At 71.5% G+C, this 15,256-nt stretch carries 12 protein-coding genes; 7 read left to right on the top strand and 5 right to left on the bottom strand.

Annotation, left to right across the window (positions count from 1 at the left end; all coding sequences use genetic code 11):
• Positions 1 to 159: 159 nt before the first annotated feature.
• The 3 genes from pta to pyk all read left to right on the top strand — a co-directional run bounded on the left by pta (position 160) and on the right by pyk (position 4,959).
• The gene (gene pta / locus ACZ8ZB_RS23635; RefSeq protein WP_470739649.1) at positions 160 to 2,250 is read left to right on the top strand and encodes a phosphate acetyltransferase; all 2,091 of its coding nucleotides are present in this window, start codon (positions 160 to 162) and stop codon (positions 2,248 to 2,250) included.
• A complete protein-coding gene (locus tag ACZ8ZB_RS23630) occupies positions 2,247 to 3,458 on the top strand; it encodes an acetate kinase (protein ID WP_470739648.1) in 1,212 nt (403 codons plus the stop codon). The genes pta and ACZ8ZB_RS23630 overlap by 4 nt, the downstream gene beginning before the upstream one ends.
• A 73-nt stretch (positions 3,459 to 3,531) precedes the next feature.
• Positions 3,532 to 4,959 carry a pyruvate kinase gene (pyk, locus tag ACZ8ZB_RS23625; RefSeq protein ID WP_470739647.1) on the top strand — a complete coding sequence of 476 codons (1,428 nt, stop codon included), beginning with the start codon at positions 3,532 to 3,534 and terminating at the stop codon, positions 4,957 to 4,959.
• 87 nt (positions 4,960 to 5,046) lie between these two features.
• On the opposite strand, the gene ACZ8ZB_RS23620 is transcribed toward pyk, so the two are convergent.
• The 4 genes from ACZ8ZB_RS23620 to ACZ8ZB_RS23605 all read right to left on the bottom strand — a co-directional run bounded on the left by ACZ8ZB_RS23620 (position 5,047) and on the right by ACZ8ZB_RS23605 (position 9,386).
• Positions 5,047 to 6,288 carry a hypothetical protein gene (locus ACZ8ZB_RS23620; RefSeq protein ID WP_470739646.1) on the bottom strand — a complete coding sequence of 414 codons (1,242 nt, stop codon included), beginning with the start codon at positions 6,286 to 6,288 and terminating at the stop codon, positions 5,047 to 5,049.
• A 58-nt stretch (positions 6,289 to 6,346) separates the two neighbouring features.
• Entirely contained in the window at positions 6,347 to 6,922 is a 576-nt protein-coding gene (locus tag ACZ8ZB_RS23615) for a DUF6114 domain-containing protein (protein ID WP_470739645.1), read from the bottom strand.
• Between the two features lie 184 nt (positions 6,923 to 7,106).
• Positions 7,107 to 7,751: a DUF6230 family protein gene (locus ACZ8ZB_RS23610; RefSeq protein ID WP_470739644.1), complete on the bottom strand. Its 645-nt coding sequence runs from the start codon at positions 7,749 to 7,751 to the stop codon at positions 7,107 to 7,109.
• 657 nt (positions 7,752 to 8,408) lie between these two features.
• Complete coding sequence (locus ACZ8ZB_RS23605; RefSeq protein ID WP_470739643.1) at positions 8,409 to 9,386, bottom strand: tetratricopeptide repeat protein; 978 nt, start codon at positions 9,384 to 9,386, stop codon at positions 8,409 to 8,411.
• A 236-nt stretch (positions 9,387 to 9,622) separates the two neighbouring features.
• Here ACZ8ZB_RS23605 and ACZ8ZB_RS23600 point away from each other — a divergent pair, with 236 nt between their 5' ends.
• The 4 genes from ACZ8ZB_RS23600 (at position 9,623) to ACZ8ZB_RS23585 (ending at position 13,398) form a co-directional block, all read left to right on the top strand.
• Positions 9,623 to 10,258, top strand: coding sequence for a TetR/AcrR family transcriptional regulator (locus ACZ8ZB_RS23600; RefSeq protein WP_470739642.1), 636 nt, complete (start codon positions 9,623 to 9,625; stop codon positions 10,256 to 10,258).
• A 136-nt stretch (positions 10,259 to 10,394) separates the two neighbouring features.
• Entirely contained in the window at positions 10,395 to 11,213 is an 819-nt protein-coding gene (locus tag ACZ8ZB_RS23595) for an SAM-dependent methyltransferase (RefSeq protein ID WP_470739641.1), read from the top strand.
• Between the two features lie 63 nt (positions 11,214 to 11,276).
• Entirely contained in the window at positions 11,277 to 11,711 is a 435-nt protein-coding gene (locus ACZ8ZB_RS23590; protein WP_470739640.1) for a VOC family protein, read from the top strand.
• 334 nt (positions 11,712 to 12,045) lie between these two features.
• The gene (locus tag ACZ8ZB_RS23585) at positions 12,046 to 13,398 is read left to right on the top strand and encodes a WD40 repeat domain-containing protein (RefSeq protein WP_470739639.1); all 1,353 of its coding nucleotides are present in this window, start codon (positions 12,046 to 12,048) and stop codon (positions 13,396 to 13,398) included.
• Between the two features lie 141 nt (positions 13,399 to 13,539).
• Here ACZ8ZB_RS23585 and ACZ8ZB_RS23580 read toward each other — a convergent pair whose 3' ends face one another.
• Positions 13,540 to 15,240: an acyl-CoA mutase large subunit family protein gene (locus ACZ8ZB_RS23580; RefSeq protein ID WP_470739638.1), complete on the bottom strand. Its 1,701-nt coding sequence runs from the start codon at positions 15,238 to 15,240 to the stop codon at positions 13,540 to 13,542.
• Between the last annotated feature and the right edge of the window lie 16 nt (positions 15,241 to 15,256).

Raw genomic sequence — 15,256 nt, 5'->3', positions numbered from 1 at the left:
CCCGATTGTTTCACGTCCCCCCGGGCGCCGCCGACGCCCTACGGGCGGGCGTCCTAGCCAGCGCCGGAGGTATTGTCAAGAGGGGTTCGCTCACCTGGGTGGGCGAATTTTGTGACCCCGCCGAAGACCCTTGCGGCCTCGACGAAACGGAGAGCGCGCGTGACCCGCAGCGTGTACGTGACCGGTATCGACCGCGGTGACGGCCGCCAGGTCGTCGAACTCGGGGTCATGGAGCTCCTGACCCGGCAGGTCGACCGGGTGGGCGTCTTCCGTCCCCTGGTGCACGACGGGCCCGACCGCCTCTTCGAACTGCTGCGGGCCCGGTACCGGCTCGCGCAGGACCCGTCGACCGTCTACGGCCTGGACTACGCGGAGGCGTCCGCCCTCCAGGCCGAGCAGGGCACGGACGAGCTGGTGTCCACCCTCGTCGAGCGGTTCCACCGGGTCGCCCGCGACTACGACGTGGTCCTGGTCCTCGGCACCGACTACGCCGACACCCAGTTCCCGGACGAACTGTCGCTGAACGCCCGGCTCGCCAACGAGTTCGGCGCCTCGGTGATCCCGGTCGTCGGCGGCCGCAGGCAGACCGCCGAGTCGGTGCGCGCCGAGACCCGCAACGCCTACCGCGCCTACGACACCCTGGGCTGCGACGTGCTCGCCATGGTGGTCAACCGGGTCGCGGTCGAGGAGCGGGACGAGATCGCCGAGCGGCTCGCCACCCGGCTGCCGGTGCCCTGCTACGTGCTGCCCGACGAGCCGGCGCTGTCCGCCCCGACCGTCTCCCAGATCGTCCACGCCCTCGGCGCGAAGGTGGTGCTCGGCGACGACTCGGGACTCGCCCGCGACGCCCTGGACTTCGTGTTCGGCGGCGCCATGCTGCCGAACCTCCTCGCCGCCCTGACGCCGGGCTGCCTGGTCGTCACGCCGGGCGACCGCGCCGACCTGGTCGTCGGTTCGCTGGCCGCGCACAGCGCCGGCACCCCGCCGATAGCCGGGGTGCTGCTGACCCTGGACGAGGTGCCCGGCGAGCGCATCCTCACCCTCGCCGACCGTCTCGCGCCCGGCACGCCGGTGCTCTCGGTGCCGAGCAACAGCTTCCCCACCGCCGAGCAGCTGTTCTCCCTGGAGGGGAAGCTGAACGCGGCCACCCCGCGCAAGGCGGAACGGGCGCTCGGCCTCTTCGAGCGGTACGCCGACACCGCGGACCTCACCAAGCGGGTCTCCGCGCCCAGCAGCGACCGCGTCACCCCGATGATGTTCGAGCACAAGCTGCTGGAGCAGGCCCGTTCCGACCTGCGCCGGGTGGTGCTCCCCGAGGGCGTCGAGGAGCGGGTGCTGCACGCGGCCGAGGTGCTGCTGCGCCGGGGCGTGTGCGAGCTGACGCTGCTCGGCGACGTGGACCAGATCCGCAAGAAGGCCGCCGACCTCGGCATCGACCTCGGCGACACCCAGCTGATCGACCCGGCCACCTCCGAGCTGCGCGACTCCTTCGCCGAGAAGTACGCGGCCCTGCGCGCCCACCGGGGCGTCACCGTGGAGCTGGCCTACGACGTCGTCTCCGACGTCAACTACTTCGGCACGCTGATGGTGGAGGAAGGGCTCGCCGACGGCATGGTGTCCGGCTCGGTGCACTCCACGGCGGCGACCATCCGGCCGGCCTTCGAGATCATCAAGACCAAGCCGGACGCGGACATCGTCTCCTCCGTCTTCTTCATGTGCCTGGCCGACAAGGTGCTGGTCTACGGCGACTGCGCGGTCAACCCCGACCCGGACGCCGAGCAGCTCGCCGACATCGCCGTGCAGTCGGCGGTCACGGCCGCGCGGTTCGGGGTGGAGCCGCGGATCGCGATGCTGTCGTACTCGACCGGCACGTCCGGTACGGGCGCCGACGTCGACAAGGTGCGCGCCGCCACCGAGCTGGTGCGCGCGCGCCGGCCCGAGCTGCGGATCGAGGGACCGATCCAGTACGACGCGGCCGTGGAGCCGTCGGTCGCGGCGACCAAGCTGCCGGGCTCGGAGGTGGCCGGCCAGGCGACCGTGCTGATCTTCCCCGACCTGAACACCGGCAACAACACCTACAAGGCCGTGCAGCGCTCGGCCGGCGCCATCGCCGTCGGGCCGGTGCTCCAGGGCCTGCGCAAGCCGGTCAACGACCTGTCCCGGGGCGCCCTGGTCCAGGACATCGTGAACACCGTCGCCATCACGGCGATCCAGGCCCAGTCCCCGACCGAGAAGGCGACCGCCCAGTGAGCTCCACGCGTGTCCTCGTCCTCAACTCCGGCTCCTCGTCGGTGAAGTACCAGCTGCTGGACATGCGCGACAGCAGCCGGCTGGCCGCCGGGCTGGTCGAGCGGATCGGCGAGCGGACCTCCCTGGTGCGGCACACCCCGCTCGCGGCGGGCGGGGAGACCCGGGAGCGCACCGGGCAGGTCGTCGACCACGGCGCCGCCCTGAAGGCGATGGCCGAGGAGCTGGCCGCCGACGGTCTCGGCCTCGACTCCCCCGAGCTGGCCGCGATCGGCCACCGGGTGGTGCACGGCGGCAAGCGCTTCACCGAGCCGACGGTGATCGACGACCGGGTGCTGGCGGAGGTCGAGCGGCTGATCCCGGTGGCGCCGCTGCACAACCCGGCCAACCTCACCGGCATCCGCACCGCCATGACGCTGCGCCCGGACCTGCCGCAGGTCGCCGTCTTCGACACCGCCTTCCACACCACGATGCCGGAGGCGGCGGCCCGCTACGCGATCGACGTCGAGACCGCCGACGCGCACCGCATCCGCCGCTACGGCTTCCACGGCACCTCGCACGCGTACGTCTCGCGGGAGACCGCGAAGCTGCTGGGGAAGACGCCCGAGGAGGTGAACGTCATCGTGCTGCACCTGGGCAACGGGGCGTCCGCCTCGGCCGTGCGGGGCGGGCGCTGCGTGGACACCTCCATGGGGCTGACACCCTTGGAGGGGCTCGTGATGGGTACGCGGTCCGGAGACATGGACCCGGCCGTCATCTTCCATTTGATGCGTGTTGGCGGAATGTCCGCCGACGAGATCGACACTCTCCTCAACAAGAAGAGCGGTCTGGTCGGACTGTGCGGTGACAACGACATGCGGGAGATCCGGCGCCGGATCGACGAGGGCGACGCACGGGCGGAGCTCGCGTTCGACATCTACATTCACCGTCTGAAGAAGTACATCGGCGCCTATTACGCCGTTCTCGGTCGGGTGGACGCGGTGGCCTTCACCGCCGGGGTCGGCGAGAACGCCGCCCCGGTGCGGGAGGCGGCCGTGGCGGGCCTGGAGGGGCTGGGCCTGGCGGTGGACGGCGGGCGCAACGCCGTGCGCGGCGGCGGGCCCCGGCTGATCTCGCCCGAGGGCGCGCGGGTCGCGGTCGCGGTGGTGCCGACGGACGAGGAAATGGAGATCGCTCAACAGACATACGCACTGGTCGGAAAGCACAACTGAGCAGGGACTTCCTCATATGTATTTTCCGCCAGCCGGAATATTCCGCTGCGAAACAAACCGATAGGATCGCCCCATGCGCCGTTCGAAAATCGTCTGTACTCTCGGCCCCGCGGTCGACTCCCACGAGCAGCTTGTCGCCCTGATCGAGGCCGGCATGAACGTGGCCCGCTTCAACTTCAGCCACGGCTCGCACGCCGAGCACCAGGGCCGGTACGACCGGGTCCGTGCCGCCGCCAAGGAGACGGGCAGGGCCATCGGCGTCCTCGCCGACCTCCAGGGCCCGAAGATCCGCCTGGAGACCTTCGCCGAGGGGCCCGTCGAGCTGGTGCGCGGTGACGAGTTCACCATCACCACCGAGGACGTCCCGGGCGACAAGACGATCTGCGGCACGACCTACAAGGGCCTGCCGGGCGACGTCTCGCGCGGCGACCAGATCCTCATCAACGACGGCAACGTCGAGCTGAAGGTCCTGGACGTCGAGGGCCCGCGGGTGAAGTCGATCGTCATCGAGGGCGGCGTCATCTCCGACCACAAGGGCATCAACCTGCCCGGCGCGGCGGTGAACGTGCCCGCGCTGTCCGAGAAGGACATCGAGGACCTGCGGTTCGCCCTGCGGATGGGCTGCGACCTGGTCGCGCTGTCCTTCGTCCGGGACGCCAAGGACGTCGCCGACGTCCACCGCGTGATGGACGAGGAGGGGCGCCGCGTCCCGGTCATCGCCAAGGTGGAGAAGCCGCAGGCGGTGGAGAACATGGAGGGCGTCGTGGCGGCCTTCGACGCCGTCATGGTCGCGCGCGGCGACCTGGCCGTCGAGTACCCGCTCGAGAAGGTCCCCATGGTGCAGAAGCGCCTGATCGAGCTGTGCCGGCGCAACGCCAAGCCGGTGATCGTGGCGACCCAGATGATGGAGTCGATGATCACCAACTCGCGGCCGACCCGCGCCGAGGCCTCCGACGTGGCCAACGCGATCCTGGACGGCGCCGACGCGGTCATGCTGTCGGCCGAGTCGAGTGTGGGCGCGTACCCGATCGAGACCGTGCGGACGATGTCGAAGATCGTCCAGGCGGCCGAGCAGGAGCTGCTCTCCAAGGGCCTGCAGCCGCTGGTGCCGGGCAAGAAGCCGCGCACCCAGGGCGGCTCGGTGGCCCGCGCCGCCTGCGAGATCGCCGACTTCCTCGGCGGCAAGGGCCTGGTCGCCTTCACCCAGTCCGGCGACACGGCCCGGCGGCTGAGCCGCTACCGCGCCGCCCAGCCGATCCTGGCGTTCACCACGGACGAGTCGACCCGCAACCAGCTGGCGCTCAGCTGGGGCGTGGAGCCGTACGTCGCGCCGTTCGTGAACAGCACCGACGAGATGGTCGCGCTGGTGGAGCAGGAGCTGCTCAAGCTGAACCGCTTCAGCGAGGGCGACATCGTGATCATCACGGCCGGCTCGCCCCCCGGCGTCCCCGGCACCACCAACATGGTCCGCGTCCACCACCTGGGCGAGGCGACCGCCTGACCGTGAGGGTCCGGTACGACACCGAGGGCGCCCCCTGCGACGGGGGGCGCCCTCGGTGTTGCGGCTCCCGGGAGGGTCCGGAGGCGTTCAGCGGGTGATGTACTGCCGCAGCCCGGGGATGTGCAGGGTGCCGCCGAACTGGCCGGCCTGCTTCACCGTCACCTCGGTGAAGTGGATCCACGGGATGTCCAGCGGCGGCGGGTGCTCCGGGTCGAACGTGATCGGGATCAGGCCGAGCAGGTTGCCGGAGATGCTCTCGGTGTACATCACGGTGTCGCCGTCGGTGATGGTGGACATCGACCCCTTGGCCGCCCGCACGTGGTGGGTCGCGCCGGTCCGCTTGTCCGTGACCGTCTGGTGCAGGTCGCCGATGTCGGTGCCGTGGGAGATGACGTACTTCAGCACCCTCTTGGTGGCGCCGCCGACGGTCCGCACCTCGACGATGCCCTTGTAGGAGGCGCCCTTCAGCGTCAGCGAGCTGGCGTTGAGGGTCCAGGGGTCGTCGGGCAGCAGGATCTCGTTGTCGACGCCGCCCTCGGCGTCGGTGGCGACCGGGCAGTCCTCGGGGTCGACCGCGGCCGACGCGGAGGGGCTGGGAGAGGCGGTGGCCTCGGGGGTCTCCGCTTCCTCGGTGACCTCCCCGGCGGCTTCCTCGGCCGTCTCCTTGGTGTCCTCGGCGGTCTCCGAGGCCTTGTCGCCGGTGTCCCCGGCGGTGTCCTTCGCCTCTTCGGTGACCTTCTCGATGGTCTTCTCGGCGGTGCCGGCCGTCTTCTCGGCCTTCTCCTCCGCCTCCTCGGTGGCGGAGGCGGACGGGGCGGGGCTCGCCTCGGTCTTCTTGTCCTTGGGAGTGAAGACGTCCTTGAGGGCGTCCCCGAGACCCTCCAGGAGGTTGCGGTCGGTCTTCGAGGGGGTGGGCGCGGGCTCGGCCGTGTCCTCGGAGGCGGAGGCGGAGGGAGCGGGCGCCGGCTCGTCCTCGTCGTCGGAACCTGAATCCGACGAAGAGGACGAGGAGGTGTCCTCGTCGGTGCCCTGGTCCGCGTCCGTGCCCTGGTCCGCCTCCGGGGCCTTCTGCTCGTCGGGGGTCTCCGCCGAGGGCTCCTCGTCCGGTGACGCGCTCGCCGACGCGGAGGGCGTGGGCGACGTGGAGGCGTCGTCCTTCCCGGCGTCCTTGATGACCTCCAGGCAGGCCTGGTACTCCTCGAGGGTCAGGCTGTTCGCCGGCGGCGTCCCGTCGTTGCCGTCGGCGAGGGCCAGCGTCGGCGTGAACCCCATCCCCATGAGGACCGCCGTGGGCATCGCCGCCAGGGCTATCGCCTTGCCGCTCGGCACGTGGAACCTGGTGAGCAGCGGCTTCCTCGGAGCCGCGTGACGCGGCCCGCGCGCCTCCTCAGCCGACACGGTGACCCCCCGCGGCCCGGACGCCGTCCGCCTCCCCGTCCTCCCCCTTCTCCAGGGGGACGGCCGGGAACCGCGGCGCCACGGCGGGGTCGTGGAGCGTGTCGTCCGGCGCCGCCTCACCCGTGGGCGCGTCGGCGCCGTCGTGCTCGCCCGCCGCCTCGACCGGAGGCTCGCCCGGCGCCCAGGAGAGAGCGAGGGCGCCGCCGACCAGCGCGAACAGGAAGCCGATCAGGAAGCCGCCTATGTTGGAGATCACCAGCGACACCAGGGCCAGCAGGATCGTCGCGACACCGGCGAAGACCCGGGTGGCGGACTGGAACCACATGGTCAGCCCCAGCGTGAACAGCAGCACACCGATGATCAGCGATCCGGCGCCGGCCGTCGTCGCCATGGCGATCGACATGTGGCCCAGCTTGAGCGTGGCGTAGGGAAAGTAAGCGATGGGTATTCCGCCCAGCAGCGTGAACAGACCGGCCCAGAACGGCCGGGTGCCCCGCCAGTCGCGGAATCGCAGACGCAGCCGGGTGAAGGTACCGGCGCTCTGGACCGGAGTCTCGGCACTCATGGAAAACAGCTCCCTGGTCCGGTGGACGTACGTACCGGCTCGGCCTAGGCACGGAGAAGCCGGAAGTGTCTGGGTATCAGCGCGTGCCCGCCGCCGGACGGCGGGCCGGGCGGGTGGGGAGGCCAGGCCTCCCCACCCCTCCTCGGCCACTCAGCCGGCCGAGGTCACTCCGAGGACGGGACCGTCAGAAACACTCCATCTCCGGGTCCGCACCGAGACGCATCTTCAGACCGCTGAGCTTGAACGTGCCGGCCGTGGTCGCCCACGCCGTCTGCTCGACGTTGTAGAGGTCGGCCGACTTCGCCTGCTGGGCGAAGCCTCCCGGCAGCGAGGTGCCGTCCTGCTTCACGTCCGGACCACGGTTCTGGTCCTTGACCGCCACACCGATGTCGATCTCGTTGAACGTCGCGTCGGCTTCCAGCTGAGCCACATCGATGTAGAGGTTCTTGGCGATGACCTTGCGGTCCTCGTTCGGGCCCGCGTCAAGACGGAGGTAGACCGTCTTGTTGACGAACGGGATCACCGTCTTGACCGACTGGCACATCTTGGTGATCTCGGCGTACTTGAACGACGAGATCGCAACCGGGCGATCCGTCTTCTCCTTGCCGAGAACCGACGTGTAGCCCTCGTCCATACCGCCGTACTGGGCGAAACCCTCACCGTACAGGTGGTCGGCCCTCACCTTGAACTCCTGGCCGGACACGCTGAACGACGCCGCGAGCGCACCCTGCGCCAGGCCGACACCCACCGCCGCCGTCGCGAGCACGCTGGGCACCATGACCACAGCGAACCGCTTCCATCTGGTCCCGCCACGCACTTGGGACTCCATATTTCCTCCTTCTCGGACGTACATCTCCTGCTCCGGCCCGTCGCCGTGGACGGCGGCTCGGCAGGGCAGGGATGGGAGAAGTGCTACGTCCTCGGGAAGGAGAGCGCCCGAGCTCGACGGCGCGCACGACGCGCCCGATCACCGGCGATCACCCCCGAGCGACAACCACTGGTCGCGCCTGACACGCATCACGCACAACCCTGCCGGACAGGCTTCGCCGGGTGGGCGAAGACCCCCCTGTCCGAGAACCGGCGTCACTGCCGCCGGTTCTGCTCGGTGGGGACCCAGGAGTTCCCGCGGCCCGACCGGCTGCCGGGGGGTACGGGTAATGGACCGAGCGTCGCCGATCGTGGTGCATTCTCGCCGTCGACACAAGGGGGTTCGTTACTCGCTAGTAACGACCGGATGACCGCACGGCTGCCCGCCGACGTCGCGCGGCGACGCTGGGTGCGTGGAAAGTGCCGCACAGAACAGCCGATCCCTGGACAGAACCAGACAGACCACCGCCTGCGACTTACTGGCAGTAACAGCGGCCGCGATTGCCAAGATTTGGCAAAGCGCGGCCGCATCGGCATCCGTGATCCGTTCGGCACCTCGGACACCAGGAGCCCGGGCCCCCGGCGAATCGACCGGAACCGGGCAACGGCGCCCGGTGGCTCAGAACAGGGCCCGCGCCAGCGCCCGGCGCGCGGCGATCACGCGCGGATCGTCGGCGCCGACCACCTCGAACAGCTCCAGCAGCCGCACCCGCACGGCGTCTCGGTCGTCGCCCGCGGTGCGCCCCACCGTCTCGATGAGCCGGCCGAAGGCGTCCTCGACGTGACCGCCCACCAGGTCCAGGTCGGCGGCGGCGATCTGCGCGGCGGCGTCCCCCGGCTTCTCGGCGGCCTCCTTGCGCACCTGCTGCGGGTCCAGGCCCTGCACCCGCTGGAGCAGTTCGGCCTGGGCGAGGCCCAGCGTGGCCTCGGGGTTGGTCGGGTCGTCGGCGAGCACGTTCTTGTACGCCTGGACGGCGCCGGCGAGGTCACCGCCGTCCAGGGCCTGGACGGCGGCCTCCAGCAGGGCGTCGTACGGACCGGCCGCCTCGGCCGGAGCGGCCTGCGCGCCGCCGCCCGGCTCGGCGTCGGGGTCGACGGCGAGGCCGGTCAGGCCGAAGCGCTGCTCGCCGACCTGCACCAGCTGGTCCAGGGTCTGGCGGATCTGCGCCTCGCCCGCGGCCCCCTGGAAGAGCGGCAGCGCCTGTCCGGCCACCACCGCGAAGACCGCCGGGATCCCCTGGATCCCGAACTGCTGCATCAGCATCTGGTTGGCGTCGACGTCGATCTTGGCGAGGAGGATGCGCCCGTTGTACTCGACGGTGAGCCGCTCCAGCAGCGGGCTCAGCTGCTTGCAGGGCTCGCACCACTCGGCCCAGAAGTCGATGACGACCGGGACCTCGGTGGACCGCTGCAGGACGTCGCGCTCGAAGCCGGCCTCGTCGACGTCGATGACGAGATCGGCCGGGGAGATCGCGCCCCCGCCGCCCTGCCGGGCCGCTTCCGCGCGCGCCTGCTCCGCCTTCGCCTTGGCCTCCTGGGCCGCCTTCACCGCGGCGAGGTCGACGACTCCGCTCATGGACATGTTCCGTGGCTGCATGCGCCTATCCTCCCCCGTACACCGCGCGTGCGTGAAAACGCCCGGGCAAAGCCAGGCGTACGTGTGCTTCTGGCGCCGGGTCCCCACCCCACGCCGGTGGTCGTCGCTCGGGCACGCCGGTCACGCGTGCTTTCGCTACTGGTCGTAGCGTAATGCCGGCCGGGCTCCGCTGAACAGGGTGCCCCGGTGATCTCCCTCACGTGGGGCCGCAAGGAGTCCGCCGTTATCGTCGAGCCATGCAGAGCCGCACCCCAGCCGGTCGCGCCGGGCGTCCGCGCAGCGCCGCCGCGGACGCCGCGATCCTGGCCGCGACCCGTGCCGCTCTGGTCGAACTGGGGTGGTCCAAGCTCACCCTGGGGGACGTGGCGCTCCGCGCCGGGGTCGCGAAGACCACCCTCTACCGGCGCTGGGCGGGCAAGAACGAGCTGGTCGTGGACGCGGTCGCGGAACTCTTCGACGAGCTCACCCTGCCCGACCGCGGCTCGCTGGCCGCCGACATCGAGGGCGTGGTGCTCCAGTTCGCCGCGATCCTGGACCGCCCGGAGGCCCGGAACGGACTGATGGCGGTGGTCGCGGAGGCCACCCGCGACGACGCCCTGCGCGAGCGCATCCGCGCCTCGATCGTGGACCGGCAGAAGCGTCTCGTCCTCGCCGGCCGGGCACGCGCGCAGGCACGGGGCGAGCTGCCGCCGGCGGCCGACGCCGCCGAGGCGGCCCGCACCATCGACCTGATCTTCGACATGGTGGCCGGCGCGGTGGTGCACCGCACCCTGGTGAGCGCGGAACCGGCCGACGAGCAGTGGGTGCACGGCTTCACCCGGGTCCTGCTGTCGGGCCTGGCCGCCGCCCCCGCCGCCCCCGACCCCGGCTGATCGGCACCGGCCGCGAACCGGCCACGGTCGGCCGGTAGTCGCCTGTCACCGCCCCCGGCGCGCTGCGAGGATCGTGATCGCCCCGCACCGGGGCGGCAGGGGACGCACGGGACGCCGAGCAGTCAGGGAGGCACGCATGACCGGGACCGGAACCGAACCCGCCACCGCGCGGATCGACACCTCCAGGCCGCACCCGGCCCGGGTCTACGACTGGTTCCTCGGCGGCAAGGACAACTACCCGGTCGACGAGGAACTGGGCCGGCAGATCATGAGCGTCGACGGCACGGCCCAGCACGTCGCCCGCACCAACCGCTGGTTCATGCAGCGGGTCACCCGGTGGCTGGCCGGCGAGGCGGGCGTCCGCCAGTACCTGGACATCGGCACCGGCATCCCCACCGAACCCAACCTGCACCAGGTGGCCCAGGGCATCGCGCCCGGGTGCCGCGTCGTCTACACCGACAACGACCCCATCGTGCTGAAGCACGCCGAGGCGCTGCTGCGCAGCACCCCCGAGGGCGTCACCGACTACGTGCAGGCCGATGTGCGCGAACCCGGCCGCATCCTGGAACAGGCCCGCGAGAAGCTGGACTTCGACCGGCCGGTGGCGCTGTCCCTCGTCGCGCTGACGCACTTCCTCGGCGACGAGGACGACCCGTACGGGCTGGTGGCGCGGCTCGTCGGGGCGCTGCCCTCCGGCAGCTACCTGGTCCTGTCGCAGCTCACCGCGGACTTCGACCCGGAGGCGGTCGGCCGCGGCGTCGAGATGTACAAGGCGGGCGGCGTCACGCTCGCGCCGCGCGGCCGCGCGGAGATCGCCCGCTTCTTCGAAGGGCTGGAGCCGGTGCCGCCGGGCCTGGTCCAGCTGACCGACTGGCATCCCGAACTCGCACACGGCGAGACCGCCGACGAGCACGCGGTGATCTCGCTGTACGGGGCGGTGGCCCGCAAGCCGTGACCCGGTCACGCGCCGGGCCCCCATCGGGAGGCGAGCGACGAACCCCCTTGCTACGGTGCCCCGATGACATCGGTCAAGAAGTTCCAGGTCACCTTCGACTGCGCGGAGCCCGAGCGCCTCGCTCGCTTCTGGTGCGAGGTGTTGGGGTACGTCGTACCGGCGCCACCCGAGGGGTTCGCCACGTGGGACGACTACAAGCAGTCGCGGCCCCCCGAGCAGCGGGACTCGTGGTTCGCCTGCGTCGACCCCACAGGGGTGGGCCCGCGCCTGTTCTTCCAGCGCGTTCCCGAAGGCAAGGCCGCCAAGAACCGGGTGCACCTCGACGTGCGGGCCGGTACCGGGCTCGTGGGTGAGGAGCGCCTCGCCACGCTCGAGGCCGAGTGCGCACGGCTGGTCGCGCTCGGCGCGGTGCACGAGCGGACGCTGTACGCCGACGAGGACGACGAGTCGTGCATCGTGATGCAGGACATCGAGGGCAACGAGTTCTGCCTCGACTGAGCGTCTCCCGGGGCGAGATGAGGAGCCGTCCGCCCCGCTGCGGCGCCCCGGTCGGCGGGCTGTGCCCGGTGGGGCGGAGGCCGGCCGGGTGGCCCGCTCGCCGCTCATCGGCATCGGTCCGTGGTGGAGCGGGGCTCCGTGGACGGGTTCCGCGCCGCGGAATCCCGGCGAATGGTGCCCCGCGCCGCCCTCCTCCGGTCCGTCCCACCGGTGCGCCGACGTGATCCGAGGGACTCCGCACCGCAGAATCCTGGCGGGCGGCGCCCCGCGTCGTCCCCTCCGGTCGTCCAACCGGTGTGCCGACGTGATGCACGGGACACAGAAGGGCACTACCTTGCGCATACTCAGACGGGCGCTGGGCACCACGCTCACCGCAGCTCTCGGCTCGCTGCTGCTGACCGTTCCGGGAGCCGCCACGGCGTTCGCGGAGGGCGGCGTGCCGCTGCCGTTGTACTCCCTCGCCGACATGGAGGTCGACGGGAGCAACCGGCAGGTCTTCCTCAGCATGCCCGCGGGAGCGGACGGCCGAGTCGTGGTGACGGACTACGACGGCGGGAACAGCACCTGGCTGAGCGGCCTGCCGGGCGCCGGCGGGCTGGCCCTCTCGCCCGACTCCCGGACCCTCTACGTGGCCGCGCGGGACATCGACACCATCGTCGCGTACGACACCGCGACGCTGACGGAGACCGCACGGTACTTCGTGGGCGAGGACACCGCCCCGTGGAGCCTGGCTTTCGCGGGCGGGAAGCTGTGGTTCGGACACGGCGACACCGGGGACCTCGGGGCGGTCGACGTGTCCGGTGCCGAGCCGGAGATCGAGCTCGGTCTGGACGCCTCACTGGACTGGGGGGCGGATCTCGTCGCCTCCCCCGCCGACCCCGACGTGCTGGTGGCCGGCACGGGCAACCCCAACGTCAACACCCTCACGGTGTACGACGTGAGCAGCGGATCACCCGAGGTGTCAGCTCGACGGGTCTTCTCCGGGACCGAGATGAGCGGTCTGCGCGACCTGGACGTGACACCCGACGGCCGGAGCGTCGTCGTGGCCGCCCTCATGTCCTCCGGCTACCAGGCCTTCCGCCTCGACGACCTCTCGGACCAGGGAACCCCCGCGGCCTCGCCCTCTCCCCTGGCCGTCGCCGTCGCACCCGACGGCACGGTGGCCGGAGGAACCTCCAACACCAGCGTCGACGTGCCGGACCTGTCCTTCTACGCGCCGGGCGCTTCCGCTCCGTTGACCACGGTCGAGCTGGGCGGTGGCACCGAGAGACTGGTGGACGAGGGGCTGGCCTGGGCGCCGGACGGGAGCCGGGTCTTCGCCGTGACGCAGCAGACCGGCGTCATGGGACTCCGGTTCCATGCGCGGCAGGCCGCCACCACCGTGCGGACCACCCTTGCCCTCGATGCGCCCCCGACCAGCAGGAGGTACCGGGAACTGACCGTCACCGGCACCCTGGCTCCGGCGGCCGGCTTCGCTCCCGGCACCGCCGTCGCGGTGAAGCGCTACGACGACGCCGCTCCGGAAGGCACCTCGCTGGGCACCGTCACCGTGTCGGCCGACGGCGCCTTCACCGTGACCGACACACCGAGGAGGCTCGGTCAGGTGAGGTACGGCGTGACGTACGCCGGTGACCCCTGGCACACCGCGGCCTCCGCCGAGGTGACCGTGGAGATCACCCGCCGCTGACACCGTCTCCGGCACGGACGTCGCCGTGGCCCGGAGCAGGCCACCGGTTCCGCGCCCGGAACACCTCTGAGCGGCGGCCGCGTCGGCGGGGGCGGCCGCGTCGGCGGACGCCCCCGCCGCCCCGACCGAGCGGCGTCGGGTCTAGAACCCGGCGGGCTCGGTGTAGACGCCCCACTCGTCGCGCAGCACGTCGCAGATCTCGCCGAGGGTCGCCTCCGCGCGCACGGCGTCCAGCATCGGCTCGATCATGTTGGCGCCGGAGCGGGCGGCCGCGACCATGGCGTCGAGCGCGCCGCGCACCTTCGCGTCGTCGCGGGCGGCCTTGCGCTCGCCGAGCAGCCGCACCTGCTCGCGCTCCACCTCGTGGCTGACCCGCAGGATCTCCAGGTCGCCGGTGACCGACCCGGTGTGGACGTTGACGCCGACGACCCGCTTGTCGCCCTTCTCCAGCGCCTGCTGGTAGCGGAACGCCGACTCGGCGATCTCTCCGGTGAACCAGCCGTCCTCGATGCCGCGCAGGATGCCGGAGGTGATCGGCCCGATCGGGTGCCGCCCGTCCGGGTGGGCGCGCAGACCCCGCTCCTTGATCTGCTCGAAGATCTTCTCGGCGTCCGCCTCGATGCGGTCGGTGAGCTGCTCGACGTACCAGGAACCGCCCAGCGGGTCGGCGACGTTGCCGACGCCGGTCTCCTCCATCAGCACCTGCTGGGTGCGCAGGGCGATCTCGGCGGCCTGCTCGCTGGGCAGCGCGAGGGTCTCGTCGAGGGCGTTGGTGTGCAGCGAGTTGGTCCCGCCGAGCACCGCCGCCAGCGCCTCCACGGCGGTCCGCACGACGTTGTTGTACGGCTGCTGCGCGGTCAGCGAGACGCCGGCGGTCTGGGTGTGGAACCGCAGCCACTGCGCCTTGTCGCTCCTCGCGCCGTAGACGTCCCGCATCCAGCGGGCCCAGATGCGCCGGGCCGCGCGGAACTTGGCGATCTCCTCGAAGAAGTCGACGTGCGCGTCGAAGAAGAAGGAGAGGCCGGGGGCGAAGACGTCGACGTCCAGGCCGCGGCTGAGGCCCAGCTCCACGTAGCCGAAGCCGTCCGCGAGCGTGTACGCCAGCTCCTGCGCGGCCGTCGCTCCGGCCTCGCGGATGTGGTAGCCGGAGACGGAGAGCGGCTTGTAGGCGGGGATGCCGGCCGCGCAGTGCTCCATCAGGTCGCCGATCAGGCGCAGATGGGGCTCGGGCTGGAAGAGCCACTCCTTCTGCGCGATGTACTCCTTGAAGATGTCCGTCTGCAGCGTGCCGTTGAGCACGGCGGGGTCGACGCCCTGGCGCTCGGCGGCGACGAGGTACATGCAGAAGACGGGCACGGCGGGCCCGCTGATCGTCATGGAGGTCGTCACGTCCCCGAGCGGGATGTCCCGGAACAGGACCTCCATGTCGGCGGCCGAGTCGATCGCCACCCCGCAGTGGCCGACCTCGCCCAGGGAGCGCGGGTCGTCGGAGTCGCGGCCCATGAGCGTCGGCATGTCGAAGGCGACGGAGAGACCGCCCCCGCCGTTGCCGAGGATCATCTTGTAGCGCTCGTTGGTCTGCTCCGCGTTGCCGAACCCGGCGAACTGCCGGATGGTCCACGTCCGCCCCCGGTAGCCGGTCGGGTACAGCCCGCGGGTGAAGGGGTACTCCCCCGGCCAGCCGATCCGCTCGAACCCCTCATAGGTGTCCCCGGTCCGGGGCCCGTACACCGGCTCCACGGGATCGCCGGAGAGCGTGGTGAAATCCGCGTCGCGCTTGCGAGCGGCGTCGTACCGGGCCTGCCAGCGTCGGCGGCCCTCCTCGATGGCGTCAGCGTCCATGCTTCGAATTTACTAG

Source organism: Streptomyces sp. 12E, assembly GCF_055633275.1.
The sequence above is the reverse complement of the archived record's forward strand: the minus strand, read 5'-3'. Positions and strand labels throughout refer to the sequence as shown.

Bases quoted from the DNA above. Each gene is read 5' to 3' on its own strand.
- pyk (WP_470739647.1), top strand. From the start codon at position 3,532: ATGCGCCGTTCGAAAATCGTCTGTACTCTCGGCCCCGCGGTCGACTCC.
- ACZ8ZB_RS23610 (WP_470739644.1), bottom strand. From the start codon at position 7,751: ATGGAGTCCCAAGTGCGTGGCGGGACCAGATGGAAGCGGTTCGCTGTG.
- ACZ8ZB_RS23590 (WP_470739640.1), top strand. From the start codon at position 11,277: ATGACATCGGTCAAGAAGTTCCAGGTCACCTTCGACTGCGCGGAGCCC.
- ACZ8ZB_RS23580 (WP_470739638.1), bottom strand. From the start codon at position 15,240: ATGGACGCTGACGCCATCGAGGAGGGCCGCCGACGCTGGCAGGCCCGG.
- ACZ8ZB_RS23600 (WP_470739642.1), top strand. From the start codon at position 9,623: ATGCAGAGCCGCACCCCAGCCGGTCGCGCCGGGCGTCCGCGCAGCGCC.
- ACZ8ZB_RS23615 (WP_470739645.1), bottom strand. From the start codon at position 6,922: ATGAGTGCCGAGACTCCGGTCCAGAGCGCCGGTACCTTCACCCGGCTG.
- ACZ8ZB_RS23605 (WP_470739643.1), bottom strand. From the start codon at position 9,386: ATGCAGCCACGGAACATGTCCATGAGCGGAGTCGTCGACCTCGCCGCG.
- ACZ8ZB_RS23595 (WP_470739641.1), top strand. From the start codon at position 10,395: ATGACCGGGACCGGAACCGAACCCGCCACCGCGCGGATCGACACCTCC.